22 protein-coding genes are annotated in these 17,515 nt (G+C 44.9%); 8 read left to right on the forward strand and 14 right to left on the reverse strand.

The features are described 5' to 3' along the window. Positions 1-126: 126 nt before the first annotated feature. Positions 127-1,167: a phosphoribosylformylglycinamidine cyclo-ligase gene (gene purM, locus OCV19_RS03900; RefSeq protein WP_008222945.1), complete on the reverse strand. Its 1,041-nt coding sequence runs from the start codon at positions 1,165-1,167 to the stop codon at positions 127-129. 169 nt (positions 1,168-1,336) lie between these two features. Between purM and upp the strand changes: the two genes are divergently transcribed. Further along, positions 1,337-1,963 (forward strand): uracil phosphoribosyltransferase, encoded by a 627-nt coding sequence (gene upp, locus OCV19_RS03905; protein WP_017060716.1) that lies wholly within the window; start codon positions 1,337-1,339, stop codon positions 1,961-1,963. Between the two features lie 141 nt (positions 1,964-2,104). Here upp and OCV19_RS03910 read toward each other — a convergent pair whose 3' ends face one another. Next, positions 2,105-3,343, reverse strand: a complete 1,239-nt coding sequence (locus OCV19_RS03910; RefSeq protein WP_050619933.1) for a uracil-xanthine permease family protein — start codon at positions 3,341-3,343, stop codon at positions 2,105-2,107. Positions 3,344-3,621: 278 nt separating this feature from the next. Here OCV19_RS03910 and OCV19_RS03915 point away from each other — a divergent pair, with 278 nt between their 5' ends. Further along, a complete protein-coding gene (locus OCV19_RS03915) occupies positions 3,622-4,881 on the forward strand; it encodes a DUF2066 domain-containing protein (protein WP_065675251.1) in 1,260 nt (419 codons plus the stop codon). A gap of 110 nt (positions 4,882-4,991) precedes the next feature. Here OCV19_RS03915 and OCV19_RS03920 read toward each other — a convergent pair whose 3' ends face one another. The 4 genes from OCV19_RS03920 to bepA all read right to left on the reverse strand — a co-directional run bounded on the left by OCV19_RS03920 (position 4,992) and on the right by bepA (position 7,954). Then, positions 4,992-5,429: a DUF2069 domain-containing protein gene (locus OCV19_RS03920; RefSeq protein WP_065675252.1), complete on the reverse strand. Its 438-nt coding sequence runs from the start codon at positions 5,427-5,429 to the stop codon at positions 4,992-4,994. Beyond that, positions 5,426-6,019 carry an NAD(P)H:quinone oxidoreductase gene (wrbA, locus tag OCV19_RS03925; protein ID WP_065675253.1) on the reverse strand — a complete coding sequence of 198 codons (594 nt, stop codon included), beginning with the start codon at positions 6,017-6,019 and terminating at the stop codon, positions 5,426-5,428. The genes OCV19_RS03920 and wrbA overlap by 4 nt, the downstream gene beginning before the upstream one ends. Before the next feature lie 6 nt (positions 6,020-6,025). After that, positions 6,026-6,376 carry an arsenate reductase (glutaredoxin) gene (arsC, locus tag OCV19_RS03930; RefSeq protein WP_065675254.1) on the reverse strand — a complete coding sequence of 117 codons (351 nt, stop codon included), beginning with the start codon at positions 6,374-6,376 and terminating at the stop codon, positions 6,026-6,028. Between the two features lie 123 nt (positions 6,377-6,499). Beyond that, on the reverse strand, positions 6,500-7,954 hold the full coding sequence (gene bepA, locus OCV19_RS03935; protein ID WP_065675255.1) for a beta-barrel assembly-enhancing protease: 1,455 nt from the start codon (positions 7,952-7,954) through the stop codon (positions 6,500-6,502). Positions 7,955-8,132: 178 nt separating this feature from the next. Between bepA and OCV19_RS03940 the strand changes: the two genes are divergently transcribed. Then, on the forward strand, positions 8,133-8,372 hold the full coding sequence (locus tag OCV19_RS03940) for a sulfurtransferase TusA family protein (protein WP_017060709.1): 240 nt from the start codon (positions 8,133-8,135) through the stop codon (positions 8,370-8,372). Then, positions 8,365-9,441 carry an AI-2E family transporter gene (locus OCV19_RS03945; RefSeq protein ID WP_019821634.1) on the forward strand — a complete coding sequence of 359 codons (1,077 nt, stop codon included), beginning with the start codon at positions 8,365-8,367 and terminating at the stop codon, positions 9,439-9,441. The genes OCV19_RS03940 and OCV19_RS03945 overlap by 8 nt, the downstream gene beginning before the upstream one ends. A 136-nt stretch (positions 9,442-9,577) precedes the next feature. Here OCV19_RS03945 and bcp read toward each other — a convergent pair whose 3' ends face one another. Beyond that, a complete protein-coding gene (bcp, locus tag OCV19_RS03950) occupies positions 9,578-10,048 on the reverse strand; it encodes a thioredoxin-dependent thiol peroxidase (RefSeq protein WP_010436585.1) in 471 nt (156 codons plus the stop codon). A gap of 12 nt (positions 10,049-10,060) precedes the next feature. Continuing rightward, the gene (locus OCV19_RS03955; RefSeq protein WP_017060705.1) at positions 10,061-10,603 is read right to left on the reverse strand and encodes a glycine cleavage system protein R; all 543 of its coding nucleotides are present in this window, start codon (positions 10,601-10,603) and stop codon (positions 10,061-10,063) included. Positions 10,604-10,977: 374 nt separating this feature from the next. On the opposite strand from OCV19_RS03955, the gene dapA reads away from it, so the two are divergent. Next, the gene (dapA, locus tag OCV19_RS03960) at positions 10,978-11,856 is read left to right on the forward strand and encodes a 4-hydroxy-tetrahydrodipicolinate synthase (protein ID WP_050644965.1); all 879 of its coding nucleotides are present in this window, start codon (positions 10,978-10,980) and stop codon (positions 11,854-11,856) included. Between the two features lie 48 nt (positions 11,857-11,904). Continuing rightward, positions 11,905-12,951 carry an outer membrane protein assembly factor BamC gene (gene bamC, locus OCV19_RS03965; RefSeq protein ID WP_065675256.1) on the forward strand — a complete coding sequence of 349 codons (1,047 nt, stop codon included), beginning with the start codon at positions 11,905-11,907 and terminating at the stop codon, positions 12,949-12,951. A gap of 149 nt (positions 12,952-13,100) precedes the next feature. Here bamC and OCV19_RS03970 read toward each other — a convergent pair whose 3' ends face one another. From OCV19_RS03970 to OCV19_RS03985, 4 genes are all read right to left on the reverse strand, one after another. Next, positions 13,101-13,310: a DUF2897 family protein gene (locus OCV19_RS03970; RefSeq protein ID WP_048606545.1), complete on the reverse strand. Its 210-nt coding sequence runs from the start codon at positions 13,308-13,310 to the stop codon at positions 13,101-13,103. An 8-nt stretch (positions 13,311-13,318) separates the two neighbouring features. Further along, a complete protein-coding gene (locus OCV19_RS03975) occupies positions 13,319-13,993 on the reverse strand; it encodes a M15 family metallopeptidase (protein ID WP_065675257.1) in 675 nt (224 codons plus the stop codon). A gap of 45 nt (positions 13,994-14,038) precedes the next feature. Further along, positions 14,039-15,175, reverse strand: a complete 1,137-nt coding sequence (gene dapE, locus OCV19_RS03980) for a succinyl-diaminopimelate desuccinylase (protein ID WP_048616137.1) — start codon at positions 15,173-15,175, stop codon at positions 14,039-14,041. A 98-nt stretch (positions 15,176-15,273) separates the two neighbouring features. Further along, positions 15,274-15,621 (reverse strand): ArsC family reductase, encoded by a 348-nt coding sequence (locus tag OCV19_RS03985; protein WP_048612196.1) that lies wholly within the window; start codon positions 15,619-15,621, stop codon positions 15,274-15,276. A gap of 205 nt (positions 15,622-15,826) precedes the next feature. On the opposite strand from OCV19_RS03985, the gene OCV19_RS03990 reads away from it, so the two are divergent. Beyond that, on the forward strand, positions 15,827-16,114 hold the full coding sequence (locus OCV19_RS03990; protein WP_004734273.1) for a winged helix-turn-helix domain-containing protein: 288 nt from the start codon (positions 15,827-15,829) through the stop codon (positions 16,112-16,114). Positions 16,115-16,205: 91 nt separating this feature from the next. Here OCV19_RS03990 and OCV19_RS03995 read toward each other — a convergent pair whose 3' ends face one another. Together OCV19_RS03995 and OCV19_RS04000 are read right to left on the reverse strand one after the other, a co-directional pair. After that, entirely contained in the window at positions 16,206-16,538 is a 333-nt protein-coding gene (locus tag OCV19_RS03995; RefSeq protein WP_048616132.1) for a DUF4156 domain-containing protein, read from the reverse strand. Between the two features lie 12 nt (positions 16,539-16,550). Then, positions 16,551-16,895: a DUF2956 domain-containing protein gene (locus OCV19_RS04000; RefSeq protein ID WP_065675258.1), complete on the reverse strand. Its 345-nt coding sequence runs from the start codon at positions 16,893-16,895 to the stop codon at positions 16,551-16,553. 109 nt (positions 16,896-17,004) lie between these two features. Here OCV19_RS04000 and OCV19_RS04005 point away from each other — a divergent pair, with 109 nt between their 5' ends. After that, positions 17,005-17,466: a DUF2919 domain-containing protein gene (locus OCV19_RS04005; protein WP_065675259.1), complete on the forward strand. Its 462-nt coding sequence runs from the start codon at positions 17,005-17,007 to the stop codon at positions 17,464-17,466. The last annotated feature ends 49 nt before the right edge of the window (positions 17,467-17,515 follow it).

The raw sequence follows: 17,515 nt of genomic DNA on the forward strand, positions 1-17,515 counted from the left end.
GGTCATACGATTGATTAACTGAACTGTTTACAATGTACCTACATAAACTAAGGTTTTCTGCGGGCTAAATAGCAAAATGAGGACCATTAGGTCCTCATTGATTAACTAAGTAAGTGAACGTATCACTTATTTGATTTCTACTTGCTCTTCGCCAGCTTCAGCGTTTGCGATCTCACCGATAACCCAAGCGTTTTCGCCTTCAGCTTTCAGTAGTTCAACAGCAGCGTCTGCTTGATCTTTAGGTAGAGCAACAACTAGGCCTACACCACAGTTGAAAGTGCGGTACATTTCAAATGTCTCCACGTTACCTTTCTCTTGTAGCCAGTTGAAGATAGCAGGCCATTCCCAGCTCTTGCCATCAATGACGGCTTTAGTACCTTCAGGAAGTACGCGTGGGATGTTTTCCCAGAAACCACCACCTGTGATGTGCGAGATAGCATGAATGTCATGCTCTGCAATCATCTTAAGTGCCGATTTGATGTAAATCTTAGTAGGTTCTAGTAGGTGCTCACCAATAGTGCGACCTTCTAGTTCTTCACTCTTATCAGCACCAGAAACTTCTAGAACTTTACGAATTAAAGAGTAACCGTTTGAGTGTGGACCACTTGAGCCGACAGCGATAAGTGCGTCGCCTGCTGCTACTTTAGTGCCGTCAATGATGTCAGCTTTTTCTACAACACCAACACAGAAGCCAGCTACATCGTAGTCGTCGCCTTCGTACATGCCTGGCATTTCAGCAGTTTCACCACCGATTAGTGCACAGCCAGCTTGAACACAGCCTTCAGCAATACCAGAAACAACGTCTGCTGCTGTATCTACATCTAGCTTACCTGTTGCGTAGTAGTCTAGGAAGAATAGCGGCTCACCACCTTGAACGATTAAGTCGTTCACACACATTGCCACTAGGTCGATACCAATGGTGTCGTGTTTTTTCAGATCCAAAGCAAGGCGAAGTTTAGTACCAACACCATCAGTACCTGAAACAAGTACCGGCTCTTTGTATTTCGTTGGAAGTTCACATAGGGCGCCAAAGCCACCAATACCGCCCATTACTTCAGGGCGACGAGTGCGTTTAACAGCACCTTTGATACGGTCTACTAGTGCATTACCTGCGTCGATATCAACACCAGCGTCTTTGTAGCTTAGAGAAGAAGTATTACCACTCACGGGATAGTCCTCGAACTTAAGTTGGATGTGAAAACGGCGCTATTCTAACAGGGCTTGATTACCAAGAGCAAACGTTTGCGCGGTTTTTTTTATTAGAATAAAGATTCTGAAATAACCTTAGAGTTCGTGTATAATCTACAGGTTTGTTTAAATATTGCCGGAGTTGGAAATGAAAGTTGTTGAAGTGAAACACCCGCTAGTAAAACATAAAATTGGCCTGATGCGTGAAGGTGAGATTAGCACTAAGCGTTTTCGTGAGCTAGCGACAGAAGTGGGTAGCCTTCTAACATACGAAGCGACATCAGACTTTGAAACTGAGCGTGTGACGATTAACGGTTGGAACGGTCCAGTAGAAGTTGACCAAATTAAAGGTAAAAAAGTAACGGTAGTGCCAATCCTACGTGCTGGTCTAGGCATGATGGACGGCGTTCTTGAGCACATCCCAAGTGCACGTATCAGCGTTGTTGGTATCTACCGTGACGAAGAAACACTTGAGCCAGTACCATACTTCAACAAGCTTGCATCTAACATCGATGAGCGTATTGCTCTAGTGGTAGACCCAATGCTTGCGACAGGTGGTTCTATGATCGCGACTATCGACCTGATGAAAGAGAAAGGTTGTAAGCACTTTAAGATTCTTGTGCTTGTTGCTGCTCCTGAAGGTATCGCTGCTCTAGAAAAAGCGCACCCAGATGTTGAGCTTTACACGGCTGCAATCGATGAGAAGCTAAACGACAAGGGCTACATTGTTCCTGGTCTTGGCGATGCTGGCGATAAGATCTTCGGTACTAAGTAATTCGGTTTCAGCTTAAGTGACTCTAAACAGTTCCTTAACTCGCTGAATTAACCGTATTAATAAAAAGGGAGAGCATTCGATGCTCTCCCTTTTTTGATCTTGTTAGGTTGTGATTCTTTGGAATCTAGCCTTACCGACTCATTAATCGATTTGAGCTTTATCTACCACAGTGTTGTCACCTAGCTCATCTGGAAGTACTAGGTTAAGTAGAATCGCTACGATGCCACATAAGCTTACGCCCTGTAGGCTAAAGTCGCCGATGCCAAATGCCATGCCGCCAATACCAAAGACTAAGGTAATGCCCACAATCACAAGATTACGTGATTTGTGCAGGTCAACTTTGTTCTGAATTAGAGTATTCAAGCCTACGGTTGCGATAGAACCAAACAGTAGAATCATGATGCCGCCCATTACAGGAACCGGAATCGTTTGAAGTAGTGCACCTAGCTTACCAACCAATGCCAGAACGATGGCGGTTACCGCAGCCCAAGTCATGATCACTGGGTTGAATGCTTTGGTCAGCATTACTGCGCCTGTTACTTCACTGTAGGTAGTGTTTGGTGGCGCGCCTAGCATTGAAGCAGCAATTGTTGCCACACCGTCACCAGTAATTGTGCGGTGTAGGCCAGGTTTTTTAAGGTAGTCTTTACCGGTCACGTTAGAGATAGCAAGCATGTCGCCTACGTGCTCAACAGCAGGTGCAATCGCAACAAATACCATAAAGAAGATAGCGTTGATGTTGAACTCTGGCGCTGTGAAGTTTGGCAGAGCCAACCAAGATGCTTGCGCTACTGGTGTGAAGTCGACTGCGCCATAAACCAAGCTAGTGATGTAACCCGCGACAATACCACCGAAGATTGGCAGTAGCTTAAGGAAGCCTTTAGAGAACACACTGATGACAATGGTCACTAACAGTGAAATCGAAGAGATCCACAGTGCAGCGTCTGCATCAACAAGCTGAACCGCGCCATCGCCTGTCTTACCTAGCGCCATGTTAACCGCAACAGGCGCAAGGCCTAAACCGATAACCATGATCACAGGGCCAACCACGACAGGTGGAAGCAGTTTATGGATGAAGCCAACGCCACGAACTTTAATTAACGCGCCCATTAGTACATACACAACACCCGCCGCCATAAGGCCGCCCATGGTTGCACCTACACCCCAAGTTTGAATACCAAACATGATAGGCGCGATGAATGCGAAAGAAGACGCTAAGAAGATTGGCACTGAACGGCGTGTAATAAGTTGGAATAAAAGGGTACCGATACCTGCGCCAAAGAGTGCAACGTTAGGATCAAGTCCTGTTAGTAGCGGCACGAGTACAAGCGCACCAAAAGCTACGAACAGCATTTGCGCACCTTGCAAAGCATTTTTCATGATATGTCCTTAAAAATGGTCGTTATATGAAAAGTGAAAAATAAAATTCGCGGGATTCTATCACTTAGCAATCGATTGCTACACCAGATAGATCAAATTTATTTATCTTAGTGATGTTTTATATCCATCTAAGCCCTAGAAATTCAGTTTATAAGTGAGCGATTTATCATGGCCAGGTGATATTTTGTGGTTATTAAACACAGTGGGCGCTATCGACCTTGCCCCTCAATCCATAGTTGCTTATCATCTAGGCACAAGATTTGAATATTAGGATCAGTATGCGCTACATAGCATTGTTGTTGATGGGACTATTAGCCTCTCCGAGTTATGCCTTAACTCAAGTAGATATTTTTAGTGCTGAAGTTGCGATTAACGCTGAAGACAAACAGCCAGAACAAGTGGCAAGAAATACAGGTATGGAGCAGGTATTGATACGTGCGACTGGCCAAACTGATGTCGCTTCGAATGAGACGATTCAAAAGGCGATGCGCAAGAGTTCGCAGTACATGTCTCAAATGAGTTTTGGCGAAAGCAATGACCAATCAACATTGCGTATGCGTTTTAACGGTGCTCAAATCCGTTCTCTGTTGACTCAAGCACAGTTACCTTACTGGCCTGACACGCGTTCAAACATCCTTGTTTGGCTGGTGGAAGAGGACAACTACGACAAGAACATCGTATGGGAACACTCTAACTCAGAGTTAGCAGCTAGCTTACAAGCTAACGCAAAAGAGCGTGGCTTGCCTCTAACGCTGCCTGTGGGTGACTTTGACGATATTACGGGTATTGCGACTTCTGATTTGTGGGGTAGCTTTGTTACGCCAATCAGTAAAGCGAGTCAGCGTTATCCTGTTGATGCTGTGTTGGTGATAAAGGCTCAATCTTCAGGTCTACGTTGGACTCTATACGATCAAAAGCCAAGTCAATTGACGAGCGCACCAACATCGCCTGTAAGTGGTTCTTTATCAGGTAACAGTGCCACGACTTCTAAGAAGTTAGTCGACCAAATCAGTAACTACTACGCAGGAAAAAGTGCTGTGACGGTAGCGAGTGAGTCATCAGAATCGATTTTAACGCAGTTTATTAGCCTGAATAATGCTCAAGACTTCTTTCAGTTGGAAAACGCACTTAAGCGTCTCAACTCGGTGGCAAGCCTAGATATTCTGAAGATTCAGAACAACGAAGTCACTTTCCGAATTCACTTATTGTCGACTCAACAAGAGTTTGAGCAAGAAGTTGCAAGTATTCGCCAAGTTGCGAAGGTTGAAGAATCTTACATTGAGCCTGAAGTGAGCCCTGAATTTGAAACTCAAGACAACACCATGTCTGTAGGTGACGATTCAACAGATGCTGCTGAAGTCGTTGGTGACGAAACTGACTCAGGCGTGCAAGTGATTAAGGGCAACGAGGTGTCTGAGGATACTGAGCTAACGAATACGCCTGACGCAACGTTAGAGGATTCTAGTACAGAAGATCTAACCATCACTGCGCCAGTACATGCTAAGCCAAGCTTGGTCTACGAGTGGGTTCGCTCATAGTTGTCAGCTGACATGACTGATTGAAATGAAAACATGAAAAAAGCCCTGCAAGAGCAATCTCGCAGGGCTTTTTGTTTGTAAGCGTTCAGTTTAAAAGCATGGGCTCAATATTATTGCTCGAACTTAGCTTTTTCTTTCTTTTCTACTTCGGAAAGACGCTTCAACTTGATGCCTAACTCTTTGGCTCTAAAGCGAGTAAATAAGATATTGCCCGCGAAACCTAGAGTCGTCAGAAGCAGTTCTACAGCCGCTAATAAACGTTCACCATCGTCTACATACACAATAGTTAGTGCGTGTAGGAAATAGAGCATCAAGACGAAATTCGCCCATGCGTGCGTATAAGGTTTTCCTGCTAAAATGCCCGGCAGTGGCAGTAATAGCGGGATAGCCCAAGCAATCGCCAGTGTGACATTACTGAGATGAGGGTGCGGTGAAAGTGTCATCTGCCAAGCTACCACCCAGAATAAAAGTGACAAGTTGCCCGCTAAAGCAAGGTAGCGAAATAGCTTGGTTTTGGGAGACATAGCCTTCTCTGGCATATACATCATTGATAAATTCCCTTCTGGTTTAACGCGATGCGCGCTAGGCGTTTACCTAGGTTTTGCGCCAACTCAATCTCTTCTTTGCTAAGCGAAGCGCTCTCTCCAGTACTGCTTGCACCATAAGGCGTACCACCGGTTTGCGTGGTGTGCAGTGCAGGTTCTGAGTAGGGGATGCCCACGACTAACATGCCGTGATGAAGTAGGGGCAACATCATGCTTTGCTGTGTCGTCTCTTGACCACCATGCAGTGATGAAGAAGAGGTAAAGACACAAGCTGGTTTATCGATGAGATCGCCATTGATCCACATTGATGTCGTGCTATCCCAAAAGTGCTTCATTGGCCCGGCCATGTTGCCAAACCAAACCGGACTGCCTAGCGCCAAACCATCACAAGATCGAAGCTCTTGTAACGAGGCAATAGGATCGGTTGGTTGATAGCGTGAATCAGGCTGCTCCTCTACCGTGTACACGTCGTTCACCGTTCTTAACATGGCTTCACAGTTCGGGATGGACTCCACCCCTCGTGCAATCTGCCTTGCTAGAGCTTGTGTGTTGCCGTGGCGACTGTAGTAAAGAACAAGAATGTTAATGCTCATATTGGATTACAGAATCTCTAGCACTTGCTCTGGTGGACGACCAATTTTTGCTTTGTTGTTCGCGACAACGACTGGGCGCTCAAACAGTTTTGGATTGGTTGCCATCGCGGCGAAAAGATCTTCATCAGTAACTGAAGCATCACCAAGGTTTGCTTCTTTGTAGTCCGCTTCTTTGGTGCGCATCATGTCGCGAACACTGTCAAAACCAAGCTGAGTGAATAGTACTTTCAGCTGTTCAACAGTCAAAGGGGTGTCTAGGTATTTGATTACCTCTGGCTGTACGCCGTTTTCCTGAAGCACTTCTAGAGTTTGACGGCTCTTTGAGCAGCGTGGGTTATGATAAATCACGACAGACATGGTTCTTCCTCATTATTATTTTTGATTTAATTGTTTAGCTGAAGCCACCAGAAGTGACTTCTTTTTTGTGTAACGTTGAGCTTTCTTTTTATTCTGGTAACGAGCTGTTATCAGTAAACGCTACTATTGTAGCGACAAGAAGCGTTCTCTCTGAATCATTAGCTGATCAATTCGAGCGTCGTAGCGTGCTTGTTTTAGGCTTCCTAATTCTGCGATTTGACTTGCTTGCGTGTAGTACTGAATCGCTTTGTTCCAGTTGGCTTGCAGAGCCAAAATTTCTGCACGAGCAGCCAGTTCTTCGTCGCTATTACCAAGGCTCGTATTTACTTTAGAAAGTAAGTGCCAGCCATTGGTGTCGTTCGGATTATCGTGCGTGTAACGTTGCAATACGCGAACGGCTTCCTGTAGATCTTCATTTTCAATCAGTGCATTGGCGTAGTTAATGGTCAGAACCGGGTTGTTTGGTTGACGAACCAGTGCCGATTTAAGTTCTTTAATTGCAACCTCAGGCTGTTTCTTCTCGATGTGCAGATCAGAAATAGCATCTAGATAAAACAGGTTGGTTGGGTCGCTGTTAATCAGCTTGTTCAGGATGGGCTCTGCTTTGTCTAATTTTTTAGAGTCTAGGTAAACCAGTGCTTGGCCGTATTCTAATGACGGAACCAAAGCTTTAGGGGCTTTCTTTAGCTGACGCTCAAACCAATCAAGAGCAGCATCATTATTAATGCCAGCATAGCGAGCAACAATGCGAGCTCTTGCTAGGTGGTAGTCCAGAGAGGGAGCCAGTTTCAGTGGCGGGTAACTACGAGCACGAGCACGTGAATCGGTAATTCGGTCTTCTGGTAATGGGTGAGTCAGTAGCATTGGCGGTGGTGTGCTTGCATAGCGGTATTCATCAGCCAAACGGCCAAAGAAACGTGGCATTGCATTCACATCAAACCCAGCTTTTGCCAGCGTGTTGATACCAAAGCGGTCGGCTTCTTTTTCATTACTACGTGTGTAGTTGATTTGGCTTTGCATATTACCCGCAGTCGTTGCCGTTAGGGCTGCAATGCCGGCTTCAGGGGCTGCAATCGCCAGCAATACAGACGCCGCAAGGGCTGCAATGGTTGCTGGAGAACGGCGCGCTTGGTCTTCCATACTACGTGCTAAGTGACGTTGGGTTACGTGCGCGATTTCGTGCGCTAATACAGAAGCTAATTCACTTTCAGATTGTGCATGCAGGAACAGACCGGAGTGCAAAGCAACATAACCACCAAAGAAAGCAAAGGCGTTGATGTTGCGGTCACGGATCATAAAGAACTGGAAAGGTGTCTTTACATCATTTGCGTTCGCGACCAGACGATGGCCAAGCGTATCAATATACAGGTTTAGAACTGGGTCGTTTACGATAGGCTGGCTGCTTCTGATGATGCGCATGTAGGCATCACCATAGATGAGCTCTTGGTCGATAGTGAGTGTGCCGCCAGCAGCGGTACCGATATCTGGTAGATCCAAACTATTGGCATTCGCCATAGTTGGGGTGCTTAATGTGGCTGCGATGCATAAGCAAGCAATTGAGCGAGCGCGTTTAAACATATTAGTCAGTAATACTCCGTTTCTTCTGACAGTAAGACAAGTGCAATGCAAATTGGTTCTTTATCTGATTTAACCTTTGCCAAGTGCGTGCGCTATCGTGAAGGAAGATGAATGAATGATGGCGCGTTTTCAAAAACAGATTACAATACGACCCTTATAATAAGCATCGAGCTCAAGAATGACACCTAATATTCTAGATTTACGCCAAGAGCGCTGTCCAATGGCGCTATTATTAGCCAAGCGTCACAGTGTAAAGTTAGAAGTAGGGCAGTCATTGTCAATTTATGTGTCTGATAACAGTTCGATGAAAGATATTGTTACTTATTTGTCTAAGCAAGCCTATGACGTCATCACTGAGGTTTGCTCTAATTACCATCATCTCCTCGTCACTAAAAAGGAATTGCAGTCAGATGCTTGAAATGGTCAATCGTTGGTATAAACGACGTTTCTCTGATCCCCATGCTGTCAGTTTGGTTGCCATCATTCTCTTCGGCTTTATTACGATCTACTTCTTTGGTCACCTAATTGCACCACTCTTGGTTGCGATTGTGTTGGCTTATTTGCTTGAGTGGCCTGTTACCCAACTTCAAAGACTCGGTGTTCCAAGAACGCCCTCGGTGATGTTGGTGATCATGATGTTCTTTAGCGTGATGCTACTTGCGATCTTTGGTTTGGTACCAACTATTTGGGAACAAGTGGGTAACCTAATCAATGACATCCCAAGCATGTATGGCAGCTTGCAAAACTTCATTGCAACGATTCCTGAACGCTATCCAGAACTAGCCAACCTGCAGATCGTTGAGTCCATTATGTCTAACGCCAAGAACAAAGCGTTAGGTTTTGGTGAAAGTGTTGTCAAAGGCTCTCTTGCTTCTCTTGTGAGCTTAGCGACCTTGGCGGTTTACTTGATTCTTGTACCACTGCTTATCTTCTTCTTGTTAAAGGACAAAGAAGAGATGATCAGAATGGCGAGTGGTGTACTTCCTCGAAATCGTCGTTTAGCGACCAAAGTATGGGAAGAGATGAACCAGCAAATCTCGAACTACATTCGCGGTAAAGTCTTAGAGATTTTGATCGTTGGTGGTGTCAGCTACGTAACCTTTGCGATTCTGGACCTGCGTTATTCAGTCTTGTTGGCTGTCGCGGTTGGCTTCTCAGTACTGATCCCTTATATCGGTGCGGCAGCTGTGACTGTTCCGGTAGCGATCGTTGGTCTGTTCCAGTGGGGATTAGAGCCTCAGTTTTACTGGTTGCTTCTCGCTTACGGTATTATCCAAGCGCTAGATGGCAACGTGCTCGTTCCGGTTCTTTTTTCTGAAGCGGTGAACCTGCACCCAGTGGCCATTATTGTTGCCGTGTTAGTGTTTGGTGGACTGTGGGGATTCTGGGGCGTGTTCTTTGCTATCCCGTTAGCGACGCTAGTTAAGGCGGTTTGGAATGCCTTGCCGAGTCACGCATTAGACGATGACCCCGAACATCAAAAATAATTGATCTTGTTATAGAAAAAGGCCGAACATCCATGATGTTCGGCCTTTTTGCTCTTAGCTTAATAATTAGCTTAATGAGTGTTGCTCTTGGATTAGAAAGCGGTGAATCTAAGTCATTAACTCACTCAAATCGCCCTTAAGCTTCTTGATTGAAGTAATCGAGAACCACTTCGTGGTGAGTCTTAGTCTTGAACTTGTTGAAGACATGTTCAATCTGACCTTCTTCATCAATTAGGAAGCTAATACGGTGCAGACCGTCGTATACCTTACCCATGAATTTTTTTTCACCCCAAACACCAAACTGTTCAGCAACGCTATGGTCTTCATCAGATAGCAGTGTGAAGTTTAGAGATTTCTTTTCAACGAAGTTTGGTAGACGTTTTACGGGGTCAACACTCACACCTAGAACAACCACGTTCAGGTCATCAAGCTGTGCTTTGATATCACGCAGGCCTTCCGCTTGCACAATACAACCTGGAGTCATTGCTTTTGGGTAAAAATAGAAAAGTACTTTTTTACCTTTGAAGTCACCAAGAGATACGATATTGCCATCTTGATCTGGAAGAGAAAAAGCAGGTGCTGGAACACCAGCCGTTAGCGTATTCATGACATTTCCTTTTTAAAGACTGTTTTTGATAAAGTTGAGCGAGCCTTGGACTGATAGGCTCTGACACAGCGAATCGAATTCTTCTTGTAGCTGCATCAAGTTACATTCTGATTGCACAGAAGCGGTAATAGAGATATGGAATTGGTCGTTGTCGAGTTGAACTTTAGATTTATTGATGGTTCGTGCACTTAACGAATCGAGGCCGATGTTTCGGTCTGCGAAGAACTGAGTAAACTGCTCAGTAAGGCCGATTTTATCGTCTGACTCAACGAACACCTCTACTGTGTAAGAGTTCTCAATAACATCATGAGTTGAGGTTCGCTTCATAATCGTAATCAAGTCGTGCTCTTGTCCAAGCAAGGGCAAGGTGGTTTCAACGCGGGTAATGTTGTTTGCCTTTCCAGACAGCAGCATGATAAGCGTAAACTCTTCGCCAAACAGGGCGATACGGCTATCAATAATGTTACAGCCTGATTGGGTGACTAAATGAACCACTTGGTTGCATACACCTGGGCGATCAGTGCCCACAGCTGTGATTACTAGATGTTGAGTCATAAAATCACGTCTCTTTATATTCCATTGATTCATGCATGTTAGCACAGTTAGCTCGTGGAATAAGCGTGCGTACGGGGCTTTTTATGAGCCACCTTGCTTCGAACATGTAACCAATGATAAGAATATCGAGCGCGTTAAAAAATGAGATAGAGTGATGAGAGCACAGCTTACTTGTTACTGACATCCAGTGATGTGCTATCCGCTAGATTGAGTGCAGGTTACCCAAATTCTAGGTAGAACGCCGTTAGAAGTCGTTTTACCTCAAACATACGACAATATTTAATGCAGATGTTGCCGGTAAGCCACTTTAATGTCTTGTGTTTATTGATTGGCTTACAGTAACATGCAAAAAGAATAAATTAAGGGAGATAGACATGTTTTCAGGAAGTATCGTTGCGCTAGTTACGCCATTTAATACAGATGGTGAAGTGGATTTCGACAGCCTTAAAAAGTTAGTTGAGCACCATGTTGCTGCAGGTAGTGATGGTCTGGTTGCGGTTGGCACAACAGGTGAGTCTTCAACACTCACTATTGAAGAGCATGTCAAAGTCGTCAATAAGATCGTTGAATTTGCTGATGGTCGTATTCCCGTTATCGCTGGTACAGGTGCAAATGCAACTCACGAATCTGTTCTATTCAGCCGTTTGTTGAATGGTTCTGGTATTGCTGGTTGCCTGAGTGTAACGCCTTACTACAACAAACCGACTCAAGAAGGTTTGTACCAACACTACAAAGCGATTGCTGAAGTCAGTGACGTTCCACAAATCCTATACAATGTTCCTGGTCGTACCGCTGTAGACTTGCTGCCAGAAACGGTTGCTCGCCTTGCTGAGATCGAAAACATCGTTGCACTGAAAGATGCGACGGGTGATCTCGACAGAATTGCAATTCACCGTGAACTTTGTGGCGAAGACTTTATCTTACTAAGTGGTGATGACTTAACAGGTCTAGAATTTGTTAAGCGTGGTGGCGATGGCGTGATCTCTGTAACGAATAATGTTGCAGCCGCTGATATGGCAACCATGTTCAAGCTAGCGAAAGAAGGTAAGTTTGAAGAAGCAGAAGCGATCAATGAGCGTTTGATGCCTCTACATAAGAATTTGTTCGTTGAGTCTAACCCTATTCCCGTAAAATGGGCGGTTCATAAAATGGGTCTGATTGCTGAAGGTGGCTTACGTCTACCGCTGACTGAACTGTCAGAGCCAGCTCAACCTGTTGTTGCTCAAGCAATGACTGAAGCGTGCATTTACTAAAACGTATGAAGTGATGCCGAAGCGAACCTTCGGCATTTAGGAGTATAAATGAAGTATTCTCACCAGCTAGTGATTGGGTCACTGGCTGTTTTCGTTCTTACAGCATGTTCTGGCAGCCCGACTCAACGTCGCCAAGCCAAAGATGATTTCGAATACTTAGAAACACCTGAGTTTTCACAATGGCAATTCCCTGAAGATGCTCAGCCTCAGTTCTACCCAAATTTTGACATCCCAAGCGGTGAATTCAGTGGTGGTACAGGTCGTGAAGTGGATATTCGTCCACCGCAACAAGTGCTTGAGCTTATCCCAGGGGCTCGTGCTGAGCGTCAAAACGGTGAAGTGACACTATGGCTTCTTCGTGCTGAAGAGGCAGATCGCGTGTGGCAAACGGCTGTAGATATGCTGGCTCAGCGTGGTATTGGTATTCGTGAGCAATCAGAGAATGAGATTGAGACTGATTGGGTAACTTGGGTTTCTGAAGATGAAGACGTAGAGATTGGCAGCCGCTACTCAATGTCTCGCTTCCAAGCGAATAACCGTCATGGCTTCAAGATTAATCTGATTGATTGGCGTGAAGGTACTGAAGAGAAACCGGTAACGGCAACCAATAAAGAACGTTACAACGCGTTCCTGACTAACCTAGTTATGGCTAAGTACGATGAAAACCTTCGTGCTGAAGCGGAGCTGAAAGCACAAGAGTTAGTGAAGCGTATTCCAATCTCAATGGGTGCTGACCGTAGTGGTTTCCCTGTGATTATTGCTCGTACGCCATACAATGTATTCTGGCAGCGCCTGCCTAGCTTGTTGCCTGAAATGGGCTTTGAGCTTGAAGAACGCAATCAATCTCAGGGTACGGTGAAGGCGAAGTACGCAGCACCAGATGATGAGTTCTGGGAAGAAATTGGCCTACAGCCTATTGACTTAGCGCCAGGCACTTACAACTTCCTATTTGGTGATCTTGGCAACCGTACGTCAATCAACGTAACGGATGCATCAGGTAAGCCAGTAGAAGAAGAGCTGCTTAAATCAATGGTTCCGGTACTGGCGCATATTGCTGACCAAACCAAAGATGACAAAGAAGCGAAAGCTGAGTAGTCGCACTTAAGCCGTCACAGAGCGGAGTTAAATCAGTTCTGTGATTAGCTCAAGCAAATAAAAAAGAGGACACACTGTGTCCTCTTTTTTTGTATTCGTTGTCATCAGGTTGTATTGGTCAATCAAGCTGATTAGCCAAAGCAAAAAAGCTATGCGTCTTTACTGTCTTTGGATTCTTCTTTTTCAGCTTTCTCTTGGTTAAGTTTATCCAAGCGATTGAGCTTATCTAAGTCTCGCTCAGTTTTACCTCGGCCCGTCAGATCCATATTGGCGGTCTGTTTGAGCGCTGCGATGTTACCCACCACAACGCTAACCACGATGATGATGATAACCCAAGGGTTTGTAAGCCACTCCAACATAAGCGCTCCTAATGACTGATATTCGCTACGAAGCGTGCATAGATCTCGTCTAGCTGCTCCATAATAATCTCATACCCTAATATTGGCTTAGATTGGAGTTGCTTGCCAAGTAAAGTCGGAGATAACTGTGATAAACACGACTCCGATACTTTGCGATGGCTGATATGCCATGGTTCGACCGCCACACCACCTAGGTCTTCGCTATAAGGAAAAAAGAACCCAAATTGCGAAGCGTGAACAGATAGCCATTGGTAAAACGCGTGCTGGTGGCCAGTAAGGTATTCCCATGGCTCTAATTGCAACTGTGTGCCTTCAGGTAAGTCGTTTCGAGCAAAGACATCAAAGTCACAACCCCAATGATGACGGCTCGCTCCGGGAAGGGCAGACCATCTCAGGATTGCCGACAATTTCTGATGTTCACTGAGTGTTGAAGCATCAAGTGGTTGGCTCTCTGAATCTAATATTGGCGCTTCACCAGAAAACTTACGGTTCCAAATCAGAGACTGCCTTGCGTAGTCGCGAAAGCCACTGGCAATCTCCATTTTGAAACCAGCAAGTTGAGCAGCTTCAATCAAATTGTTTAGGTCATCTTTGACCTCACGGTGAACCAAGAAGGTTTTGCTGCCAATGAGGCTAGGTTCTAGATGAGAATCTGATTTTCCGGTTAGCTGCTCTGGTGTCATAACGTGTCTCACAATAATTAGATGCTATGAATCGCTGATGAAAGACTATTTAGCGAACAGGTTCACTAATGTTCTTTCGTACATGTCAGTTAGCTTCTCTAAATCCGCCACTTTCACGCATTCGTTAACCTTGTGAATCGTTGCGTTAACAGGACCTAGTTCTACCACTTGCCCCTTCATGCGAGCAATAAAGCGGCCGTCAGATGTACCACCTGTGGTAAGCAGCGCAGGCTTAACATCATTCACGTGACCGACTGCATCGACAATAGCATCAAGCAATGAGCCTGCGTCTGTTAAGAACGGGTCGCCATTGAAGGTCCATTTCAGATCGTATTCGAAGTCGTACTTATCGAGCGTTGTTGTGATTCGCTCAACGATGATGTCGTTGCTTAACTCTGTGCTAAAACGCAGGTTAAACTGAACATTAAACTCACCAGGGATAACGTTTGAAGCACCCGTACCTGCGCTTACATTAGGGATTTGGAAACTGGTTGGTGGGAAGTAATCATTGCCTTTGTCCCACTCAGTCGTTGCCAACTCGTTGATAGCAAGCAGAGAGCTGTGTACCGGGTTATTCGCTAGATGAGGGTAGGCAACATGGCCTTGTGTACCTTTAATCGTTAGGTCGCCAGTGATAGAGCCACGACGGCCATTCTTCACGACATCACCCACGAACTCAGTGCTCGATGGTTCACCAACGATACACATATCGATGTTTTCACCGCGTGCCATTAATGCTTCAACAACACGTACTGTACCGTTGATGAAAGGGCCTTCTTCATCTGAAGTGATCAAGAAACCGATTGAGCCTGTGTGGTCTGGGTGTTTGGCAATGAACTGCTCGACAGCAACAATCATTGAAGCCAGAGAGCCTTTCATATCAGCAGCGCCACGGCCATGTAGGAAACCGTCTACGATAGTCGGTTCGAATGGCTTGGTATTCCACTGTTCGATTGGGCCTGCAGGCACTACATCAGTGTGACCAGCAAAAGCAAACAGAGGCGCTTCAGTACCACGGCGAGCCCAGAAGTTGGTCGTATCTTCAAATACCATCACTTCGATTTCAAAACCGAGTGCTTTTAAGCGTTCAATCATCAGGTCTTGGCAGCCTGCATCTTCTGGTGTTACCGATTGACGGCTGATTAGGTCTTTTGCCAGAGCCAAAGTTGGGCTATCTGTCATCCTTGAATTCCTTGTTTAAATAAAACGTCTAGTCATTAATTTTTAGGCGCTGATTCAATGATCAACTTCCTGTTGTCTGTCTATGTAAATACAACGATCTAAGCAAAAATAGCCGCGTATTGGTCGGCTTTAAATCCGATGTGAAGTTTGCCCTCTACTTTTAAGATTGGGCGCTTGATCATTGCAGGTTGTTCAACAAGCAAAGTCACCGCTTTTTCTTCTGTTAGGGTATCTTTCTGTTCTTGAGAAAGTTGGCGATAAGTCGTACCACGTTTGTTTAGCACAAGCTCCCAACCTAGCTCAGAGCAGAAGCCTGTTACTAGCTCTTCTGTGATGCCTTGTTTGCGATAATCGTGAAATTCGAACTCGATACCTTCAGCTTCGAGCCATTTCTTTGCTTTTTTAATGGTGTCGCAATTTGGGATACCAAACATGGTGATAGTCATTATTCTTCCTTTGAGTGATTTTATTTCATTGTTATGAGTTGAATCCTATCAGGAAGCGGCAACTCAGACAAAATAGAGTGATGAATATTTCATAGAGTGAAAAAAAAGCGTAAGAAAATGTCACTATTGGAGACTTATTGATCAGCCTCAACATGTTGTCAGCGAAAAAAGAAATAATTGAGCTGCACATATATAGGAGGTGTCAATGGAGTTGAGTCCTGTTTTTGCAAGGCGGCTATATTTAGCATTGTTAGTGGAAAGCCTTGATAGGCCAAATGTGCCTAAACTCATCGAAAAAACGGGGTGGCCTCGTCGTACTATTCAAGATGTACTCAAGGCGTTACCGGGGATCGGTATCGAACTTATGTTTGTTCAAGATGGGCGACGTCATAATGATGGCTATTACCAGTTATCCGACTGGGGGCCATTTGACAGTCAATGGGTTATCCAGCGTAAAGGCGATATAGCAACAAGCCTTGGATTTAGTGCATAAGCCAGCGAAAGCTGGCTTTCTTTTTTTAGAATAGAAATAGTAGGGAGCATCTCGCTCATTTGAGTAGTGAGCTACCTCATTACGTTTCTATTTACTTACACAGATAGGCAGTTCCCAGCATAGTCACGGAAGTGGAAAAATCTTGGGGAAGTGTGAATATCACGGTATCTGCGCCTAGCTCAATCGTATTCGACTTGAGTTCATTCATGGCGCCTTGAATCAATGTGTCATTCGGGTAAAACAGGTAGCTGTACCAATGGCCTTCGCTGCCTGTGACTTCCCCTTTATACTCGCATTGCTCGATATTAATCACACCGTGGTAATCCATTTGCACTTTGTCAGCTTCGCTATGAGGTATTGATGTTGGTGTCGTGCAACCTAGCAATGCACCACTCATAGCTAAAGCGATTAATTCCTTTTTCATACGATTACCCTGTTATTTCATCAAATAAATTGCGAAGCCTATCCAGCTAGCGACCAGTAGTAGCCACGGTAATTTGCTGCCGTGATTTGATGTTGTTGCAACACTCGTGTCGACATTCTGTTCTTGGGCTTGATTAGTCTGTTGAGTTTGTTTCTCTTTCTGTACTCGCTTTTTTGCTTTGTCGGCTTGGCGACTGCGCTCTTTTTGCTGTTTCTTATACAGTGCGATGCCTTTCTCGATACCCTGAGCAATCAGTTTAGTTTGTTCTTTGGTTTGAGCTGGCTTTTGAGTCGCTTTGGCTATCTTCAGTGCTTCTTGTTGAGATTCAAAAGACGGTGTATTAGTTTTCTTTTTCATACTGAGTTCGATAATTAAAACGGATTAACCAATAAGATAACGCAAACCTAGTTAAGTATGAATGATTTGCGTTAAAGTGTTGGTTTGAAAATAAGTGAAAGTGAGATTTGTGCGGTACTCCATAGAACAATACGACAAACACGGCTTTTTGAAAGCCCCGATCTTATTATGGTTAGGTTGGCTATTTCTGGCGAAAGCTTTGGTCGTTTTCATTGTTGCGGGCGCAAGCCGAGAGTCGGGAACGGATATCCTCGAGATAATCTATCCTGACCACCAGATGTTTTATGTCGGAATTGCTTTGAGTGTCCCTAGCTTACTACTGATGTGGCTGTTTGGACTTAGAACACCAGATAGAAAGCGTCTAAATAAAGTCGTTTCTTGGGGGCGTTGGGTCACCATGATGGCTATCTTGGCGCAGGGGTCTCATACCATTTATTTAATCTATTTGGATAATGGATGGTTCCGTTGGTCAAATGGCATCACCCTGTTATTGCTGCTGTGGTTAGCGCTTTTTCTAACCAATAGTCATGCTGCTAGGGATTGCTTTAAAGTGGTTGAGCTCGAAGACTGATTCTCATCAAAACATTTGTCCCATTCACAATTATACTTAGAAGCTAAAA

It is taken from the genome of Vibrio celticus, from assembly GCF_024347335.1.
GTDB classification, from domain to species: domain Bacteria; phylum Pseudomonadota; class Gammaproteobacteria; order Enterobacterales; family Vibrionaceae; genus Vibrio; species Vibrio celticus.